The organism is Myroides gitamensis (assembly GCF_029894455.1).
GTDB lineage: Bacteria > Bacteroidota > Bacteroidia > Flavobacteriales > Flavobacteriaceae > Flavobacterium > Flavobacterium odoratum.
The window spans coordinates 1,386,932-1,407,230 of record NZ_JARYHN010000001.1; the positions used below are offsets into that span (position 1 = coordinate 1,386,932).

Below are 20,299 nucleotides of genomic sequence, written 5' to 3' on the forward strand. Positions count from 1 at the left end.
TTTACTTTATAAAAACTAAAGGTAGTCATTTCGAAATGAAACCCTGATACTTTTAACAAAATGAAAGCTATTTTCACGATAATTACGAAATAGCTCTTCGCTTTTTATTTGTAGGCTTCATTTTATAGCAAGGAGTTCTTCCTGCCCTTGAAATTGCAGTCTAAGGCTTCCGTCCTATCTTCTCCACATTAACCTATTCTCATTTATTCCTTACGCTCATCTTACGCAATCCACTGATTTTTTCTATACTGTTCCGGAGTCTGATTGGTTGCTTTCTTAAATATAGTTACAAAATAAGAGGCGTGTTCAAATCCTAGCTCATTGGCAATTTCACTGATTGAATGCGTGGTATAACTCAATAATCGCTTGGCCTCCAATATAATGTGTTGCTTAATTAAATTCCCCGAAGTTTGCCCTAGAATATTACGGCATATTTTATTCAGATAATTCGTGCTAATATGCAACATATCAGCATATTCAGAAGGCATTTTATGGGTTTTAAAATGTTGTTCGATTAAGGTTTGGTACTTCTGTATCTTTTCATGTACTGCATTGTGTACTTTCACCGTATGTACAGGAATATACATGCGATCTAACTCAATCAATAGGATGTTCAAATAAGAGCGCAATACTTTTTGAGAGGCTTTTTTGTTCATTTTAAATTCATCCAACATCTGCCACAACAAGAATCTCATGCTTTTTACATGGTCCTGAGGAACGTGAAAAACAGTTTGGTTTCCTTCATTAAAATAAGGAAATTGATGTAATACATTGGTGTTGTATCGCAAGGAAAAGAACTCTGTAGTGAAGCCTATAATGGTTCCTGTTGTTCCTTCTTGCAAGGTCATGGTGTTGATACAATTGGGTTTAATAATCAATACTTGAGCCGCTCCAAGGCGAATCTTATCTTGGTCTACAACGAGTTCACCCCCTCCTTGTTCAATGCACAAAAGCAAATAAAAGGCATTGGTATGAGGTGTAGATAATACAGGGTATTGTTGAAGCAACCCTTCCAGGCTGTCCATCCAAAGATCATGTTTAGTATTGAATAAACCAATTGTGCAAACGGGTACTTTAGTCGCTTGCATAATTTTATGTTTTCTGGTTTAACTTCTTCTCCCTGTTTTTGTTCGACTTAAAACACAGCAAACCTTGATTTTATCGCATTCACCACGTAATAATCTACAAAAAACAGATTCATTCACAGGTATTTACACCCGTTCAGGAGGTTGAAAAACAGCATAGATAAAATGGGTTACTACTAAAGTATCAATATAATTGGGATAGGGTATATTTTCTAAGGGAATAGTAGGAGCTATATAAGTTTCATAGGCCATGGATTGGCTAAATAAAGGCTGTACTTCCTTCGTTTTGAACATTGGCAGTTCTGCTTTTTTCTCTGAATCTTCGGATAATTCACTTTGAAGATAGCAACTTCCATAACACATGGGAATTGCATCAAAGCGATTGATACAAATATTTTCAGCAATATAACTTTGATTGATATAAAATGAGGTTAGTATCCAAAAACTTGAGGTGTTTTGGTAGATAAAGGAAAGCAATAAGAGAAGTAAAATCTGCTTTTTCATTACTTTATTTCTTCAACAACAATTTAATATCTTGAATTAATCGATCCACATCAGCGGAATTGGTTCCATCATACACGCCGCGAATATGCTGTTGGCCATCAATCAACAGAAATCCACCACTATGCGCATAGCCTCCTGGAGCATTTGTCTCTTGATAAGCTTGCATAAAATAACCTTGGGCTAACTGATGTATAACCTGTTCATCTCCATATAGGAAGTGCCATTTTAAAGGATCTACCCCTAAAGATTCACTGTATGTTTTTAAAACGGGAATTGTATCATGTTTGGGATCAATGGTATGGGACACAAATAAAACGTCTTCTTCTGTTTGATAGGCATCATATACCCTTTTCATTTCTATATTCATCTTGGGGCAAATGGTTGGGCATTGTAGGAAAATAAAATCAGCTACATATACTTTTCCAGCCAAGGTTTGATTAGAGACAAGGAGACTATCCTGATTGAGCAATGAAAATTGTGGAATTTCATAATATTTTTCGACTTTCCCTCCCTCTTCTGTATGATTACCTAAATAAGGCAATTCATTCACCTCTTTGCCACAAGCAATGAAGAAAGGAATAAGCAAGTAAAAAAATAGTCGATTCATACTACAAAAGTACGAAAAAATATGGAGGTAAACGGATAAAAAACAGGATTGAAGAGGTGATTTCTGTATAGAGAATCGGTCCAAAAATGGTTGAGCAGATAAAATAGGCCCATATAAACCCAAAAAAGCACTGTTTATTTTTAAAACAGTGCCTCTCGTATCATAGTAAGGACAAGAAATATTCTCTCCTATTTTTTTACAATTTTTTCTGTGGTTTTAATCCCATTAGTAAATGCAATGGAAAAGATATAACTACCTGCACTCAACGTTTGGCAATTAATCGTTGGTGTGTTTTTTGTTTCTAATACTTTGCTTCCACTCATATCATATACTACAACAGTTTGTACCTCTTGTTCTGACTGAATATAAACAGCATCTGTGGTTGGATTTGGATAAATCTGATAGCTCACTTTTTCAAACTTTTCTGTGGCTAACACTCCATTGATTCCCTTCGCAAAAAAGAAAAGAGACAAAGGAAAATCACCCTGACCATCTACAAAACGGGCATCAGGAACCGTAACTTTAAATTCATGTTTCCCCTTTTGCAGGTCTGCTATTTTAAAAATTCTATTGGGGATCACATCACCAGGACACCAGTTATTCCAACTCGTCCAATCTGCTTCCGTTTTAGGTCGCGATCCATAAATACCATTGCCTTGCGTATTATACTTACGATAAGGTTCGCATGATTTTCCGCCAGGTTTATACGTTTCTATCAAATCTCCATCCAAATACACTTGATGTGTACGACGAACATACTCCTCTCCTCCTTGGTTTGCACCGTGATTAGATGTAATCAAATGAAAATACGATTCACTAATTGCATCGTCTAACGTAAACTGATAAATTTTTGTTGTTGTACCTGCAACATCTGTTGCGTTGTAATTATTAAAAGAATCTCTACTAGCCAAAGGCAGTAAAAAGAAGGTATCATATGGATTTCCGGTATCTTCTGATTTTATTTTCAACGTTCCTTCGAACACATCACTTCGACCTGCACAACCTGAAACTTCATTATTCGCTGCATAAGGCACGCCAAATACATTAAATTCAATCCAAAAATCATAAGCAGCAAAGGATTGATCTTTAAACATAGGAACCAAATGGTTCAAATCAAACACATAAGGAACTTCTGTAGGTTGGCGATTTTTATTCATAAAAGGAGTGATAAAACGACCAATTTCTATGGTCTTTTTATTTTGATCTGTCATAGGTTGACCTTGAGGAACCAAAGAAAGAAAAACACCGCCAATACGATCATAATTATCACAAAGTGCACCGATGGTTACTTCTACTTCCATCGTAGACAAAATGGATTGACGCTCTGCTGTTGTCATCTTTTTAGCATAAAGAGCATTGTTTAATCGCACAACACCTGGAGGAACAGCTTCTTCTGAATTCGACGCATAACCATCGTAAAACACAATTTTATCAAAGATTGTCGTTGTACGGGTATTCTCTTGTGCAAAACTAAAGTGACCGAATAAACAAGCAGCCATTAAGCTCAGCAAGGGTAGTTTTTTTTTCATTGATTTATAAATTAATAGATATGTTTCAGCTTCATCCTACTTATTTCAGGTTTTATCTTCTACCATAATCTACAAACACACCTCTTCTCTTTCTGTTCTTCATCCTTTACTATCCCAATATTTTAAGCCAAATACAAGCAAAAGAACAAACAAGCAAAAATGTTTATGGTAAAACAAAAGCAAACCTTAAATAATTAACTTAAAATTATACTAAAACAAAAGAATAACCAAACATTTAGCACACTTTATTTTCCCCTCCTCTTCTAGCTCTTTTAAATAAGTTTAATCCAACAAAAAGCCCACAAAAGCAATGGGCTTCTTGTGGGCTTTTTTTATTCTCTTACTTCGCTATTATATACCTAAGTTATATTTCATCCAAACATTGGGCTCTATATAAGTACCTCTGTTATTCTCTAAATCAATTTCAATAGGATTTAAGGCAAAATCAATAACATAGTGTCCAGACGTTTGAAAGGAGCGATTGGTCCATTGCTCCCATTCTTGGACATTGCCTTCTACATACATCGCTTTAGCGCATACCTTAATCACTGTAGCTCCATTTTTTTCGTGTGTTCGGATCCAAGGATCAAATGCCTGTCCTTTTTCATTTTTCCACGTCACATAGTCTTCCATCTTTTGAAGAGGATAACGATGCTTTAGAGTCGGTCGAATTGGCAAAATAAAATCATCCATCTGCTGTTCCTTCGCCAAGGCTTTCATAAAACGCACCAAATATTGACTAATGCCCTTTCCTTGATAAGCTGGATTCACTCCTATTTGTAATGCGCATAAGGTGTTGGGTTTTTTATCTGCTTGTTGATCTAAAAAAGCGCGTTCTAATGCCCAATCCCATCCTTCATCAGGCAATTGAGCTAATTCTTCTTTAGTTAAACTCAACGGAACACAGTTGCCATTTCCTACAACTTCTTGTCCGTCCATCATGAAAAACTGGTACATGGGGAACTCCACATACAACTCTTCCCAATAGTCAAGGTTTACCTGATCCTGCAAAATAAACTCGGGCCATACACTGTAAGCATAAACTTTTTCTAATAGTACATCATATTGCGGTAAATAGGTTTTTGATGTTCGTATAAAAGAAAAGTGGCTGGTATCTCTGTTCATGATTTTAAAATTGCATATTACTAATCCGATTTAAATTTGGCAGCTCAAAGATAGTCTTTCTTCCCAAATTCATTGTGCTTTTCCTTCTTTTCTCCCCGCAATGAAAAGCTTACTCTATTTTATTTTTCTTAACCAAAGCTTAAAGTTTTATCCTTTTCTATATTAAAATAATTCACTAATTTAGAAGAACTTAAATACTTTAGGCATTCTTTTAAAGAAGTAAAAGGGCAACTTTTTTAAAAAAATCCACCTAATAGTATGCGTGCATATTATTTTTTTCTTATATTTGAGTTTAACCAACTTGAAATGAAGGACAAAACAATAGACTATACTTTAAGAGCAACTTGGCAAGCAGTAGCGAGGATGTACAACGAAGAAGCTGCCAAATATGACGCAACCATGTCTTTAGCTTTTGCTCTGTTGAGTATTGATAAGAATGGTACACCTTCTACTCTATTAGGCCCTAATATGGGAATGGAAGCGACGAGTTTGACTCGTACCTTAAAGAAAATGGAGGAAAAAGGATTAATCACAAGAGAAAAAAACCCTCATGATGGTCGAGGGGTTATCATAAAACTTACTCCTTTAGGTCTTGAGAAACGAGAACTTTCCAAAGAAAAGGTCAAGCGATTCAACGAGGCGATACGCAAACACCTTACAGAGGAGCAGATTGCCAATTTCATTGCAGTTACAGAAACGGTAAATCAACTGATTGCGGATAAAGCCATATTTGATACCAAAAAGTAACCCAATAAAACAATAGAATAAGTATTAACCATAGGAATTATATAAACATATGAAAAGAAGAATTAAAAAAGTGGCTGTAATTGGTTCAGGAGTTATGGGATCAGCTATTGCATGTCATTTTGCCAATATTGGTGTTGAGGTATTGTTAATGGATATTGTTCCCAATGCTTTAACTCCAGAGGAAGAGAAAAAGGGCTTAACTTTAAATGATCGTGCCGTTCGAAATAAAATTGCACAAACTCATTTAACCAATGCACTAAAATCAAAACCCGCTCCTATTTATACGCCTCGCTTTGCCGATCGTATTACAGTAGGAAATCTTGAGGATGATTTATCGAAAATCAAAACAGTAGATTGGATTATCGAAGTTGTTATTGAACGATTAGATATTAAGAAATCTGTTTTTGAAAACATCGAAAAATATAGAAAACCAGGCACTTTAATTACTTCAAATACATCTGGAATTCCTATGAAATTGCTTGTTGAAGGACGTTCAGAGGATTTTCAACAGCATTTTTGCGGTACACACTTCTTTAACCCACCGCGTTATTTACCTTTATTTGAAATTATTCCTGGACCACATACGTCAGCTGAAGTTATTTCATTTTTCCAAAACTACGCTCGTGTATACTTAGGTAAAACTCCAGTTTTATGTAAAGACACACCTGGTTTCATTGGAAATAGAATTGGCGTATATTCTATGGCCATGGTGATGCAACTTACCCAAGAGATTGGATTAACGATTGAAGAAGCAGATACCTTAACAGGGGCTTTCCTTGGTCGTCCAAAAACAGGAACCTTTAAATTGGGGGATTTAGTTGGTCTAGATACGGCAATTAACGTAACACTTGGACTAAAACAAAACTGTCCGGATGACGCGATGATTCAAGAAGTAAAAGACAATCAAGCGTTGAATTTCTTACTTGAAAATAAATTCTTAGGAGACAAAACGAAAAAAGGATTTTACTATAAAGAAGTAGATAAAGAAGGTAAAACAAATCGTTTTGCCCTAGATTTAAATACATTAAGTTACAGACCTTTAGAGCGTGCTAAGATTGAAGCTATTGAAACGGCTAACCAAGCGGGAGGCACAAAAGCAAAATGGTCTGTATTATTAGCTGATCCAGGAAAAGCAGGAACCTTAATCCGCAAGCACTTTGCTTCTTTATTTGCGTATGTTTCACAACGCGTTCCTGAAATTACAGATACCTTATTCTCTATCGATGATGCCATGCGTACAGGATATGCTTGGAAATATGGTCCATTTGAAACTTGGGATGTCCTTGGTTTACAAAAGGGAATTGACTTAGTAGAAAAAGAAGGCTATCAAGTTGCTCAATGGGTCAAAGACTTAGCAGCTACAGGTGCTACAAGTTTCTATAAAATTGAAAATGGCAAAAAACTATTTTACAACCAACAAACCCAAACGTATGATGCAATTCCTGGACAGGATGCATTTATCATCTTAAACAACATTCGCACGACCAATAAAGTATGGGGAAATAGCGAAGCTACCCTACTCGACCTAGGTGATGGTATTGTAAACTTAGAGTTCCACTCTAAAATGAATACGATTGGCGGTGGTGTTTTAGCAGGATTAAATAAGGCTGTTGAGATTGCAGAACAAGATTTTGATGGTTTAGTTGTTGGAAATCAAGGGTCGAACTTCTCTGTTGGAGCGAATTTGATGATGATTTTCATGATGGCTGCTGAACAAGATTGGGATGAATTGAATATCGCAATTAAAATGTTCCAAGATACCATGATGAAAATGCGCTATTCTGCTATTCCAGTAGTTGCTGCACCACACGGGATGACTTTTGGTGGTGGATGTGAGTTGAGCTTACATGCTGACAAAGTTGTTGCTGCTGCAGAAACCTATATTGGTTTAGTTGAATTTGGTGTAGGATTAATCCCTGGTGGTGGTGGTTCTAAAGAGATGACTGTTAGAGCGTCTGATTTATACCGCAAAAACGATGTGGAATTAAATACCTTACAAGAGCATTTCTTAACCATTGGAATGGCCAAAGTAGCTACATCTGCCGAAGAAGCTTATGACTACAACATTCTACAACGCGGTAAAGATATTGTCGTAGTAAACAAAGATTTACAAATTGCACAAGCCAAACGCGAAGCATTGGTTATGGCTCAAGCTGGCTATACACAACCTGTTAAACGAAAAGACATCAAAGTATTAGGTCGTCAGGCATTAGGGATGTTCTATGTAGGAACAGACAGTATGATGGCAGGAAAGTATATTTCAGAACACGATCATAAAATTGCCAATAAACTTGCCTATGTGATGGCTGGTGGAGATTTATCTGAGGCAACTTTAGTCTCTGAACAGTACTTACTTGACTTAGAAAGAGAGGCTTTCCTATCGCTATGTGGAGAACGCAAAACATTAGAGCGTATTCAACATATGCTGAAAACAGGTAAACCTTTGAGAAACTAATTAACCAACTAATTACAGAAACATGAAAACTGCATATATAGTAAAAGGATATAGAACAGCTGTAGGTAAAGCTCCTCGCGGTGTTTTTCGCTTTAAAAGACCCGATGAGTTAGCAGCAGAAACCATAGAATATTTAATGAACGCTCTTCCTGAATTTGACAAAACGCGTATTGACGATGTCATGGTAGGAAACGCAATGCCAGAAGCTGAACAAGGGCTTAATATGGGGCGTTTAATCTCTTTAATGGGATTAAAAGTAGATGATGTACCTGGGGTTACCGTAAACCGATACTGTGCTTCTGGTATTGAAACCATCGGAATGGCCGTAGCAAAAATTCAGGCAGGAATGGCGGATTGTATCATCGCTGGTGGAGCGGAAAGCATGAGTTATATTCCTATGGGTGGATATAAACCATCGCCAGATTATGGAGTGGCAAAAGCGGGACATGAAGATTACTACTGGGGAATGGGACTTACTGCTGAAGCAGTAGCCAATGACTATAAAGTATCTAGAGCAGATCAAGATGAATTCGCTTACCAATCACACATGAAAGCGTTAAAAGCTATTGCTGATGGAAAATTTGCGGATCAGATTGTACCAATTACCGTAGACGAGGTATTTGTCAACGAAAAAGGAAAAAGAGAAAGCAAATCCTACACGGTTACACAAGATGAAGGTCCGCGTATGGGAACTTCCGTTGAGGCTTTGTCTAAATTGAGACCTGTATTTGCCGCTGATGGATCTGTTACCGCAGGAAACTCTTCTCAAATGAGTGATGGTGCTGCTTTTGTTATGGTCATGTCTGAAGAAATGGTCAAAGAGCTTAACATTGAACCGATTGCACGCATGGTCAATTATGCAGCAGCAGGTGTTGAGCCTCGAATTATGGGAATTGGTCCGATTAAAGCTATTCCTAAAGCACTTAAACAAGCTGGATTACAATTAAAAGACATTGATTTAATTGAATTGAATGAAGCTTTTGCTTCTCAATCACTAGCTGTTATTAGAGAATTGGGAATTAATCCCGATATCGTTAACGTCAATGGTGGAGCAATCGCTTTAGGACATCCATTAGGGTGTACAGGAGCAAAATTATCTGTTCAACTATTTGATGAAATGAAACGCAGAGGCTCTAAATACGGTATGGTTACCATGTGTGTGGGAACTGGTCAAGGAGCAGCTGGAATTTACGAATTGCTATAATCTACTATTAACCATAAAAAAATTAACCATGAATACAGCTATAACAAGAGGAGGTCAATACTTAATAAAAGAAACAAAAAGTGAGAATATCTTTACTCCTGAAGATTTCTCAGAAGAGCAACTGATGATGCGTGATTCGGTAAAGGAATTTATCGATAAAGAAGTATGGCCTTATAAATATCGCTTTGAAAATAAAGATTATGCCTTCACAAAAGAATGCATGCAAAAAGCAGGGGAACTTGGCCTTTTAGGGGTTGCTGTTCCTGAAGCTTACGGAGGATTGGAAATGGGATTTGTTTCAACCATGCTTGTTTGTGATTATATATCAGGAGCAACAGGTTCTTTCTCTACTGCTTTTGGAGCACATACGGGAATTGGAACAATGCCGATTACACTATACGGAAACGAAGAACAAAAGAAAAAATACGTTCCTAAATTAGCCAGTGGTGAATGGTTTGGGGCTTACTGTTTAACAGAGCCTGATGCTGGTTCTGATGCAAACTCAGGTAAAACAAAAGCTGTTTTATCAGATGATGGTAAGTATTACAACATCACAGGACAAAAAATGTGGATTTCCAATGCTGGATTCTGTAATGTATTTATCGTATTCGCTCGTATTGAAGACGACAAAAATATTACGGGGTTTATTGTAGAAAATGATCCTTCTAATGGAATTTCTCTTGGAGAAGAAGAACACAAATTGGGAATTAGAGCCTCTTCTACTCGTCAGGTATTCTTTACTAATACAAAAGTACCTGTTGAGAATATGCTTTCTGAGCGTGGAAATGGGTTTAAAATTGCAATGAATGCCTTAAACGTGGGACGTATCAAACTAGCTGCTGCTTGTTTAGATTCTCAACGTCGCTTAATTACGGAAGCAATTAAATATGCGAATGAGCGCATTCAGTTCAAAGTACCTATTTCTTCTTTTGGTGCCATCCGCACGAAAATTGCTGAAATGGTGACAAATGCTTATGTAGGGGAATCTGCTTCATATCGTGCTGCTGGTAGTATTGAAAAACGCATCAATCAACGTATTGAAGAAGGAAATACACACCAAGAAGCAGAACTAAAAGGAGTTGAAGAATTTGCTATTGAATGTTCAATCTTGAAAGTAGCGGTTTCTGAGGATGTACAATCTTGTACAGATGAGGGAATCCAAATCTTTGGTGGAATGGGATTCTCTGAAGATACTCCAATGGAAAGCGCGTGGAGAGATGCTCGTATTTCTCGTATTTATGAAGGAACGAACGAAATCAACCGCATGTTGGCTGTAGGGATGTTAATCAAAAAAGCAATGAAAGGGCATGTAGATTTACTAACTCCTGCTATGCAAGTTGCGGATGAATTGATGAGTATTCCAAGTTTCGATACCCCTGATTATTCAGAACTGTTTACCGAAGAAAAAGAAATGATTGAAAAGCTTAAAAAAGCCTTTTTAATGGTTGCTGGTAGTGCGGTGCAAAAATTTGGTCCTGACTTAGAAAAACACCAAGCATTAATGATGGCTGCTGCAGATATGATGATTGAAATCTACATGGCAGAAAGTGCAATTCTAAGAACTGAAAAATTAGCAAAAAGCAAGGGTGAGCAAAACATCAAAGAGGAAATCGCGATGGCCCAATTATATCTATACCATGCTGTTGACATTGTGGCTCAAAAAGGAAAAGAAGGAATTGCTTCTTTTGCAGAAGGAGATGAACAACGCATCATGTTAATGGGATTAAGAAGATTTACAAAATATGTAAATCTACCGAATGTAAATGCATTACGCGAATCTATTGCTAAAAAAGCAATAGAAGCTAACGAATATGTTTTCTAGCGAAAACAAACGATTGGTTTAGTTTGTTAAAAAAAAGACCGCTTCTTTCGTTCAATCGAAAGGGCGGTCTTTTTGATTTCATATAAAATACATATAAAAAATACTTTACCCATATACTAATCAAATATTCAATTCATATCATTACCCCTCATTTCGTATGATTTTTATAAATAAATACTAAAATAACTAATAAAATCATTTATTAAAAACAATAAATATATCTTTATCGTATGATTTAAAATAGATAAAATGTATAATGGGAATTTAAATAAGCAAGTATTATCTGATAGTAGAGGAGAGCGAAGAGAATTCATCGCCATGAAATTACAACACGCCTTACGGCTCGAAAATAGTTATACCATTCCCATGCAGAAGAATGACTTTTTTCAAATTATACTCATCACAGCAGGAACTGGAATTCAATATATCGATTTACAGGCCTATGAGGTCAAAGCGGGTGATATTGTTTTTATAAATACCTGGCAGCAATATCGATGGAGTTTTAATGCATCCACACAAGGCTATTTGTTGAGTTTTACCCCTAGTTTCATTACCCAATTCGTTTCTGACCACCTATTTGTTCACGATCTCCCTTTCTTCAAGCGCTTTACTAGTCACCATCTCGTTGAACTAGGAGATGAACTAAAAGACATCCTGTTAATTGCAATGGAGCGTATACTGAAAGAATATGAAACTGAAGACGGCGAATACATTAATTTAATTCGAACATACCTTTTAGAAATATTGCTCTTATGTAAAAAAGAGATTGATCAAACTTCTTTGACTAGTCTGACTTCCATAAAATCCAACGATTTAATCAAATCATTTGAATCCTTGATTGATAAGCACTTTTATGAATATCGCTTTCCAAAAGAATACGCCAAGGTATTGCTGGTTACCCCCAACTACTTGAATGCCATGTGCCAAAAAGTAAAGCAAAAATCCGCAGGAGACATGATTCGCGATCGCATCTTAATTGAATGCAAACGACTACTTCTACATACAAACTTATCCGCTAGCGAAATTGCCTATCAATTAAATTTTAAAGATAACTCCTACTTCTCCCGGTTTTTTAAGAAACACATTGGCATTGCACCAGATGAATTTAGAAGAAGATAAGTTATGGGAGGGTGAGATGGTGAAATCGGAACGAAGTGTAGATTCATCGAATACGAAAACAAATATAAACCCATGAGATAGATGGTGAGGCGATGAGATTGGTGAGATTGGTGAGGCGATGAGATGTAAAATCTCGTAGTGGCAAATGGCAATTTGCCAAGTAACTGGATAATTTGTTTGATTAAGAGTAAATCAAAAAGAATTTCTTGAATCAGAGTGAGGTTTGTGAGGCGATGAGATTGGTGAGGGGGTGAGATTTGTCGATTATAGATGATTGTAGCAAAAAAACATTATGTGAGCGCTGGATGCGACCCTTCGTTGCCTCAGGGTGACAACCTCTACGGACTTCACAAAAAAAGGTTCAATCTTGCATAAAGATTGAACCTTTTTTTGAATATATCTAGAAATAGGTGTAATCTCCTAACCCATAACCCATAACTCCTAACCTAACTCACAACCCATTCCCCATCTCCATTATACCACAACTGTCCGTTTCTAACTTCCAAAGGAGAATCAAAATTATTAGTGTATAAAGCACCTGTTCCCAATCCTTGTGGCATCGGGTTATTTAATGTAAAGGTCCATTGCGCAATCGCATTAAGTCCGATATTGCTTTCTAATGCGGAAGTAATCCACCATTGAATTTGCAATTGCTCTGCGATTTCAATCCACTCTTGACTTCCTTTGAAGCCACCAACTAAGCTGGGTTTTAAAATAATATATTGCGGGCGAATCGCTGTTAGTAAAGCGACTTTGTCTGCATAGGCTGTTACCCCAATTAATTCTTCATCTAAAGCTATGGGCAAAGCCGTTGTTTGACAAAGGGTTGCCATTTCTTGAATTTGATGCTGTTTAATGGGTTGTTCAATGCTGTGAATATGCAGCTGTGCTAATTGCTTTAGTTTCGCTGGTGCATCCGCTACGGAGAACCCTCCATTGGCATCCACTCTCAATTCAATCTGATCGACGCTATAATGTTGTCGAATGTAGTGCAAGAGATTTATTTCTGCATCAAAGTCAATCGCGCCGATTTTTAGCTTCACACAAGTAAATCCCTGGGCTAACTTTTCATCGATTTGCTCTTTCATAAAGGTTTCTTCTCCCATCCAAATCAAACCATTGATTGGAATCGCTTGATGTCCTTCGACAAAAGCAGAAGGAAACAGAATAAAAGGATCAGCGCTTGCTAAAGATAAAAAGGCTTGTTCTACTCCAAATTGAATAGAGGGCCAATCGCGCAAAACTTCCCACAAGGCTTCCTTTCCTAAATGGATATGTTCCACCACCCATTGCAACTTGGCTTCATAGTCGGGACGATCATCAAAACTAAGAGAGCGCAGTATCCCGCACTCTCCTATTCCGATTTTATCGTTTTCCTCTATTTTAAGCAACCAAGTTTCCTTTTCTGTCATAACACCCCTAGAAGTTCCAGAAGGTCTCTTAAATTGAAGAATATGCTTGCTGTATGTTGCTTTCATGTTTTTATAAGGTTAAGCTTTCTCCAATAGCTAAAAGCATTAAGTCTTTTCCTTTTTCAAAGAATTTGCGTTTTGCCTCCTCATGGTCAATTTCGATATAACCAAAGGTATCAAAGTGATACCCTAGTACTTTATCACATTGAACAAAATCTGCGGCAATTACAGCCTCATCAACTCCCATCGTGAAATTACTTCCGATAGGTAGAATTGCTAAATCTAATGCAGTAAACATCGGAATTATTTTCATATCCATGGTTAATGAAGTATCCCCTGCGATATAGATATTCTTGTTTTTACTCTCGATGACAAATCCACCTGGTTGTCCTCCATAACTACCATCAGGAAATGAACTAGAGTGAATCGCTGGCGTGTATTTTACTTTACCAAAATCAAACTGCCAACTTCCACCGTGATTCATAGGATGTGCATTAAACCCTTTTGCTTCATAATGTCCTGCAATCTCCGCATTAGAAACGATAATCGCATCAGGATTATTTTTTGCGATCAATTCAACATCTGCAATGTGATCCCCATGTGCATGCGTTAATAGAATATAATCTGCTTTTATTTCATTGACGTTAATCTCCTTTGCAGCTGGTAACGGATTTCCCGTAATAAAAGGATCAACAATCACATTAATATCTTCAATCTGGATCCCTAAACAGGCATGTCCATAATAGGTTATTTTCATAATTATAATTTTATAAGATTAAAGCTAAGGAAAAAAGTACAGAAACCAAAAAAGTACTTAACGCTACAATTTTCATTTGGCTATCCAGTTCTCTAGGATTGGTATTATTTTTAACAAAGACCAAGTGTTTTACAAAAGGAAAATAAGCGAGTACAAAGGCAAAATTGATTAGAGGTTTTGCGCTATAAATAGCATATACAACAAATGCGACCAAGGCAAATGCAATAATGAAATAATGATAATACTTGGCATTTTGACGCCCTAATTTAACCGCCAGTGTATTTTTACCTACGACTTTATCCGCATCTAAATCGCGCATATTATTAATATTCAATACAGCGATGCTCAGATTACCTACAGCAACAGCGGGTAAAATAATCCAAGGATCTATAGTTTGTCCATACAAGTAAAAACTCCCCATTACGCTGACTAAACCAAAGAAGATAAAAACAAACAAATCTCCAAGGCCTCGATAGCCATAAGCCGATTGTCCAACGGTATATTTAATGGCTGCTGCTACACAACTAATTCCCAAAACAAAAAAGAACAAAGACGTAAAAAAATGATCACGTCCAAAGGAGAGGTAAATTAAAATCAACGCTGAGACTAAAGATAAACCAGCCGTAAAAATAATTCCTCTTTTCAATTCTTCTTTGGTCAATAAACCACTTTGTAAAGCCCGTTGAGGTCCTACTCTATTTTCGTTATCCGTTCCTTTTACACCATCGCCATAATCATTAGCGAAGTTGGATAATATTTGGAACAATAACGTTGTGACGATAGCAAAGAAAAAGATCAGGTAAAAATTTGCATGGTTGGCATAATAAGGAAATGCACAAGCGGTTCCAACAATAATTCCTGATATTGATAAAGGTAACGTGCGCAAGCGTGCTGCAGAAACCCATGTTTTTGTTTTAGACATACGTATAAACTTTCAACGGACAAATACCTTCATTTATCCACTCGCGCAAAATTAAGGATAAAACCAAGTAAATACAACTTAGCATTCAGTTTTACTTCTTCCTTTATTTCTCTTTTTTAACCCTCATTCCTTTCTAAAAAAACAAACGGTTAAACTCCTCTATTTCTATTCATAAATTCAGCACAACAGTAAGACTCCATAGCAACTCAAAAAAATAAAAAGTGTCTCACTAAAAGAGCGATTCTTTTCAAAATGCATTTTAAAACAACTTAAAGTTATGGTTTAAATAAAAGCATATAATTCATTTTAAACAAAACAAAATACAGATAAGGGCATAAAATGCACTTTTCGAAAACGACTTAAAGCGCTTCAGATTCAACATAAATTAAAACTTCATTCAAACACACACAATACTTTAAAAACAAACAAGTTAACTTTATTTTTTACAACCCATAACAAAAAGTTATATACAAAATAAGTCTTAAAAATGCCGAATACTCCTAAAGAGAACCTATCCAACCTATCCTAAGCCAAGTAAAGTTACGTAAAATACAAATAGATTTTTAAGGTAGCGCTATCTGAACTTACTGCTATTATTTATCACTCATTTTTCATCACTTTTATTTCTAAAAAGAGGTCTCCTAGTACACTCCTACTGTTCCTTTTTTTTAAATTCGACCTGTCTTTTCACTTCAAACTCCTGCTTTTTTTTTCTCTATTTACCACTTTAATTAAAGACTTTCCGCTACTCTTTTTTTACTCCTTAGCAACTAAAAGAAGTATCTTCTTCTTCGCTATACAACTTCTTTTGGGGCAGTATTCCATCCTTTTTTTACCTTTGCTTTTAAGGTTTATTTCCACTTACAGCCGGTTAAAATAAGCACAAAAAAAAGGATGAGAATTCGATTCTCATCCTTTTATAGTTAGATTTTTAAGTCTGTCTTATTGTTTTTTCAAACGATAATTTTCAGCTAAACTTCCTGTAATTTCATTCCCTTCTTGATCCAAAAGCAATAAACTTCCTTCGTGAACAGCTGCTTGTTTTGTACTTCCATCTTTCAATGTAAGTGTAATTTTATTCCCTGTTGCATCCCATTCATACTTCCCTTCTTCTTCAAAATGTCCGTCTTTTCTATCTTGATAATGGTCCACTAATTTGAATGTTCCATCCTCTTTAAGTTCAATCGTTTCATCGATTCCTGGACAATCAGCACATGGAATAGTTCCTGTATATGTTCCTGCCCAATCTAATGAAGTTTTTGAATTATCAGCCATTACTTCTGTTGGAGTTACTTCTTCAACTGCAGTTGGTTCTGTTGTTTCTTTAACTTCTTTTTTACAACTTGTAAGCGTTAAAACGCTCATTGCTACTACTGTTAATACAGCTAAATTTCTTCTTTTCATTGTGAGATTTTTTATTATTCTGTACATCAAATTTACAACTTATTTTCAATAATTGATCTTCTTTATCTCAATAAGAAGTAACTATTTCCTGCTATTGTAAAACTACTGTTGATGCTCTATTCTGTTATAATACCATGTAAGTAGATGACTTAATTTGGCGTCTTTTTGCCTAGTTTGACTTTTACATCCCACTGCTAAAATAGCCAAGGTAATCCCGCAGGGTCCGATTATTTTTTTCATCTGTCTGGCTTTATCGTCTATTCAATTCGCTCTAAATTCTCCGTATACAATCCAACTAAAACACTATTTCCGTTTTGATCTACACGAAGTCCTCCATATTTAGCTTGTTCATATAACGTATCTTTTCCTTCTTGAAAAAAGTAACTCTCTGCTCCAACAGCTAGACTAAATCCGTCCCAATTGAAGTATTTTACCGCTACTATTGCGTCTTCCTTCTCTAGTTTAGGCAAAGCTGTACTAATGGCTTTAAAAGTACCTCTATTTTGCTCATCGAGGGTTAGGATCACATATCCGCGTTTGTGTATCTCCTCTTTGTTGAGGGTTGTTTCGCGCAATTCGTCATTGATTGCGTAATTCAACTGCATGTAATCGCCTTGTATTAAGGAACGCGGATCCACTGGAGCCAAGCGCAATAATACTAGTTTCCCCTCTTGAATCGTTTCTTCTTTTTGCAGGATAGCACGCAGAAAAAAACCTGCGAATACCACTAAGGTAACTGCAATGACAATATTTCTTTTATTTTTCACGGTTCCATCGATTATAGATTACAAATAGCCCTAAGAAGAACAGACCACAGCCCATTAAAATTAGAGATTTAATAAGCAAGCTTACATTTAAATAGTAGTAATACGCACCTAGCGATAAAAGCAATGTGCAAATCGCCAGTACGATTCCTTTATAAAAACGAAACTGAAAAGACCACACCAACAAGAAAAAACTAATGACTAAAGGCATACCAAAACCATGCATTAAAAAGGCCATACCCAAGATGACAACACCTGATATTCCGGTAATAAGCATGGGTTGAGGTAGCGTTACCCTTTGTCCAATTTGCTTGATGGTCCAATAAGTTAAAGCAAGTAATACAATCCCAGCAAAGCCCAAATAAATACGGTGTCCCACCACATGATAATCGAAGAATCTAGAGCGGTTAATCCAATTCGAAGGATCAATCAAGGAGATATTATCCTGAATAATCTCAAAGAAAAAAATTAGAAATAAAGCATTTAGGATTGCATTATATCGCTGTGACCAGAATGAATATTTCGTTTTCAGCTCTACTTCTTTATCAAACATAAAGTAAAGACCAACCAAAAGCAGCCAAAATAAGAGTAATCCTCCATAGCCTAAATGTAGTAGACTGAGGTAATATACAAGACCATAATACAAACTAATTATGGATAAGAATTGGATAATCTTGCTTTTGAATAACATAAATCCACCAAAACTCAGTACAATCACACAAAGAAGATTGTTACTCTCTCTCCAGCCAAAATCAATACCAGCTGCAATTACGCAAACAAATGCACTGATATAGGTAGCGACAAACACGCCATCTCTCAAAGCGGGTTCTATCTTTTTATTCCCAATAAAACTCAACGCATACAGCACTACTGCAAAGAGCAGAAAACTAACGTACCCCAGTGAATCACCAATTGTAAGAAATAGAAAACCAAAGAAAAACCCCATGGCTAATAAACTACCTAAAATAGCGACCACTTTTAAAAATACATACTTAATGGAGTTTTCTTCCTCTATGCGACTGGCCAATTGCTCGTTAACCCTAACGCCTTGTTCTTCTACTTGAAGAAGCAAGTCTTTCCACGAACTACTTTTCATCCTTCCACGCTTTTGATTTATTCGACACTACTTTAATAATGAAGAAGATAGCTCCTATTGCATACAACATATAAACGAGTAGTCCTTCAGCTGCATCCTTAAATATCTTCATCCAAATCATTAATCCACAGCAAACTGCTGCAATTAAAGCGTAAGAAAATAAAAAAATCTGTTTTTGTATCCATCCCATCACTAGGCCGCCTCCAATCAGTATTAGAGCAAGCAATAAGGCAATTACATCTCCATCTAGTTCATTTTCTCTGTAATTTGCTTCATTGCTAAAAAGCCAGAGACAAAAACCTGTAGTTGCTAGTGTATAGATAGCGATGCATTGTACCTGTTTATACCAATTGCCAATTTGAAACTGAGGGTGTAGCCCTTTAATTTGCGGAAGAAGTAAAAGAGCAAAATTCGTTAGGATTAAAAAAATAATTCCAAAGAAAACAGAATCAATTTGCAACACTTGTACTAAGGCTAATATCAACGTTGTATTAGCTAAAATACTAAAGAACAGCCATTGATACGTAGACTGACTAACAAGCGTTAGTGGCGTAACTACAATCAGCCACATTAAAAACAGGTCATAAGCGTTAGCTCCTGTTTGATACGTTTGCCCAAAAACAGCCAGTAATACCCCTATTAATACGGAAGTAGCAACTAGGCTAATTTTATTAATCACCTCTTTGACACGTGTCGTTATTGCTCCATAGGCACTGATTAAGATGCCCAATCCAATAAGAGCGAACTTGACACTTACTGCCATCTGATCCCAATTAAAGGCAAAGAAGAACAATATACCACTAACCAAAAAACCAATACCACAAATGAGTAAAGCATAATACCCAAACTCTTTCCATTGTTGAGCAGAAGCTAAACCATAGGTTTGATACAGCGTTTTAAAGTGTTGTTCTTCTATTGATGAATGCTCTTGGAGCAAGAACAATTCATGCTTTGTTATTTTCTTTTCTTTTTCTTTCATATACAATTTATTATCCCCCAATAGTGCGTATAAACGCGCTTTGTTTTAGGATGCTAAGATTTGAGCCGCGTGATCTTTTGTTTTTACTTTGTCAATAATTTGACTAAGCACTCCCTCTTCATTGATTACAAAAGTCATACGGTGAATTCCATCATAGGTTCTACCCATAAACTTTTTAGGTCCCCAAACACCAAAAGCATGAAGTACTTCTTTACTTTCGTCTGCTAACAAAGGAAAAGGCAAGCTGTTTTTAGTTATAAACTTCTGTTGTCTCTCCGCCGAATCAGCACTTACGCCAAGTAATTCATACCCCTGTTCTTTTAGCACTTGGTAGTTATCTCTTAAATTACAAACCTCTGCTGTACAACCTGGTGTACTTGCCTTAGGGTAAAAAAAGACGACTAATTTCTTTCCTTTGTAATCATTTAATTGATGTTTTACTCCGGCTTGATCTATACCAACAAAATTTGGCGCTTGATCACCAACTTTTAAATGTGTCATTTTATTTTAATTTTTTGTGAATAGTAAAATTACTTTTTTTTTACTTAGGTCAATCATTTTAGATCATCTGTTCTTCTTTATCTTATTTTCAATGGGTATTTTTTCTTCTTGTGAACTACTATTTCTTTTGTAAAATCACTTACCCACATGATAATCATATCCTTATAAAAAAACCAAATATTTACTTAAAATCATTCTAAATAATTCTATATTTGCGAACTATGTATTTTATTTTTAATAAGTCTAAATAACAACATCAACGACTTT

At 36.1% G+C, this 20,299-nt stretch carries 18 protein-coding genes; 5 read left to right on the forward strand and 13 right to left on the reverse strand.

The window, feature by feature from the left end; all coding sequences use genetic code 11:
• Window positions 1-221: 221 nt before the first annotated feature.
• The 5 genes from M2306_RS06005 to M2306_RS06025 all read right to left on the reverse strand — a co-directional run bounded on the left by M2306_RS06005 (window position 222) and on the right by M2306_RS06025 (window position 4,850).
• Entirely contained in the window at window positions 222-1,088 is an 867-nt protein-coding gene (locus M2306_RS06005) for a helix-turn-helix domain-containing protein (protein ID WP_002992320.1), read from the reverse strand.
• 123 nt (window positions 1,089-1,211) lie between these two features.
• Window positions 1,212-1,589: a hypothetical protein gene (locus tag M2306_RS06010; protein ID WP_259188538.1), complete on the reverse strand. Its 378-nt coding sequence runs from the start codon at window positions 1,587-1,589 to the stop codon at window positions 1,212-1,214.
• Between the two features lie 4 nt (window positions 1,590-1,593).
• On the reverse strand, window positions 1,594-2,196 hold the full coding sequence (locus M2306_RS06015) for an SCO family protein (protein WP_259188537.1): 603 nt from the start codon (window positions 2,194-2,196) through the stop codon (window positions 1,594-1,596).
• 188 nt (window positions 2,197-2,384) lie between these two features.
• A complete protein-coding gene (locus M2306_RS06020) occupies window positions 2,385-3,725 on the reverse strand; it encodes a peptide-N-glycosidase F-related protein (protein ID WP_259188536.1) in 1,341 nt (446 codons plus the stop codon).
• 351 nt (window positions 3,726-4,076) lie between these two features.
• Entirely contained in the window at window positions 4,077-4,850 is a 774-nt protein-coding gene (locus M2306_RS06025; protein WP_259188535.1) for a GNAT family N-acetyltransferase, read from the reverse strand.
• Between the two features lie 306 nt (window positions 4,851-5,156).
• On the opposite strand from M2306_RS06025, the gene M2306_RS06030 reads away from it, so the two are divergent.
• The 5 genes from M2306_RS06030 to M2306_RS06050 all read left to right on the forward strand — a co-directional run bounded on the left by M2306_RS06030 (window position 5,157) and on the right by M2306_RS06050 (window position 12,197).
• Entirely contained in the window at window positions 5,157-5,597 is a 441-nt protein-coding gene (locus M2306_RS06030) for a MarR family winged helix-turn-helix transcriptional regulator (RefSeq protein WP_172462224.1), read from the forward strand.
• A gap of 49 nt (window positions 5,598-5,646) precedes the next feature.
• Window positions 5,647-8,052, forward strand: coding sequence for a 3-hydroxyacyl-CoA dehydrogenase/enoyl-CoA hydratase family protein (locus M2306_RS06035; protein ID WP_115090284.1), 2,406 nt, complete (start codon window positions 5,647-5,649; stop codon window positions 8,050-8,052).
• Between the two features lie 22 nt (window positions 8,053-8,074).
• Entirely contained in the window at window positions 8,075-9,256 is a 1,182-nt protein-coding gene (locus M2306_RS06040; protein WP_060875434.1) for an acetyl-CoA C-acyltransferase, read from the forward strand.
• Between the two features lie 28 nt (window positions 9,257-9,284).
• Window positions 9,285-11,078: an acyl-CoA dehydrogenase FadE gene (locus tag M2306_RS06045; RefSeq protein ID WP_115090283.1), complete on the forward strand. Its 1,794-nt coding sequence runs from the start codon at window positions 9,285-9,287 to the stop codon at window positions 11,076-11,078.
• 249 nt (window positions 11,079-11,327) lie between these two features.
• On the forward strand, window positions 11,328-12,197 hold the full coding sequence (locus M2306_RS06050; RefSeq protein ID WP_115090282.1) for a helix-turn-helix domain-containing protein: 870 nt from the start codon (window positions 11,328-11,330) through the stop codon (window positions 12,195-12,197).
• Window positions 12,198-12,643: 446 nt separating this feature from the next.
• Here the strand turns inward: M2306_RS06050 and M2306_RS06055 are convergent, their stop codons facing one another.
• The 8 genes from M2306_RS06055 to bcp form a co-directional block, all read right to left on the reverse strand.
• A complete protein-coding gene (locus M2306_RS06055) occupies window positions 12,644-13,675 on the reverse strand; it encodes an o-succinylbenzoate synthase (RefSeq protein ID WP_259188531.1) in 1,032 nt (343 codons plus the stop codon).
• A gap of 4 nt (window positions 13,676-13,679) precedes the next feature.
• Window positions 13,680-14,366: a metal-dependent hydrolase gene (locus M2306_RS06060; RefSeq protein ID WP_115090280.1), complete on the reverse strand. Its 687-nt coding sequence runs from the start codon at window positions 14,364-14,366 to the stop codon at window positions 13,680-13,682.
• Window positions 14,367-14,376: 10 nt separating this feature from the next.
• The gene (gene menA / locus M2306_RS06065; protein WP_259188530.1) at window positions 14,377-15,288 is read right to left on the reverse strand and encodes a 1,4-dihydroxy-2-naphthoate octaprenyltransferase; all 912 of its coding nucleotides are present in this window, start codon (window positions 15,286-15,288) and stop codon (window positions 14,377-14,379) included.
• A 942-nt stretch (window positions 15,289-16,230) separates the two neighbouring features.
• Window positions 16,231-16,692 carry a copper resistance protein NlpE gene (locus M2306_RS06070; RefSeq protein WP_259188529.1) on the reverse strand — a complete coding sequence of 154 codons (462 nt, stop codon included), beginning with the start codon at window positions 16,690-16,692 and terminating at the stop codon, window positions 16,231-16,233.
• A gap of 257 nt (window positions 16,693-16,949) precedes the next feature.
• Window positions 16,950-17,459 carry a GDYXXLXY domain-containing protein gene (locus M2306_RS06075; RefSeq protein WP_259188528.1) on the reverse strand — a complete coding sequence of 170 codons (510 nt, stop codon included), beginning with the start codon at window positions 17,457-17,459 and terminating at the stop codon, window positions 16,950-16,952.
• On the reverse strand, window positions 17,449-18,552 hold the full coding sequence (locus M2306_RS06080; RefSeq protein WP_259188526.1) for a DUF4401 domain-containing protein: 1,104 nt from the start codon (window positions 18,550-18,552) through the stop codon (window positions 17,449-17,451). Before M2306_RS06080 ends, M2306_RS06075 begins: the two co-directional genes overlap by 11 nt.
• Window positions 18,542-19,531, reverse strand: a complete 990-nt coding sequence (locus M2306_RS06085; protein WP_259188525.1) for a DUF2157 domain-containing protein — start codon at window positions 19,529-19,531, stop codon at window positions 18,542-18,544. The genes M2306_RS06080 and M2306_RS06085 overlap by 11 nt, the downstream gene beginning before the upstream one ends.
• Before the next feature lie 45 nt (window positions 19,532-19,576).
• On the reverse strand, window positions 19,577-20,032 hold the full coding sequence (bcp, locus tag M2306_RS06090; protein ID WP_115090274.1) for a thioredoxin-dependent thiol peroxidase: 456 nt from the start codon (window positions 20,030-20,032) through the stop codon (window positions 19,577-19,579).
• Window positions 20,033-20,299: the final 267 nt, after the last annotated feature.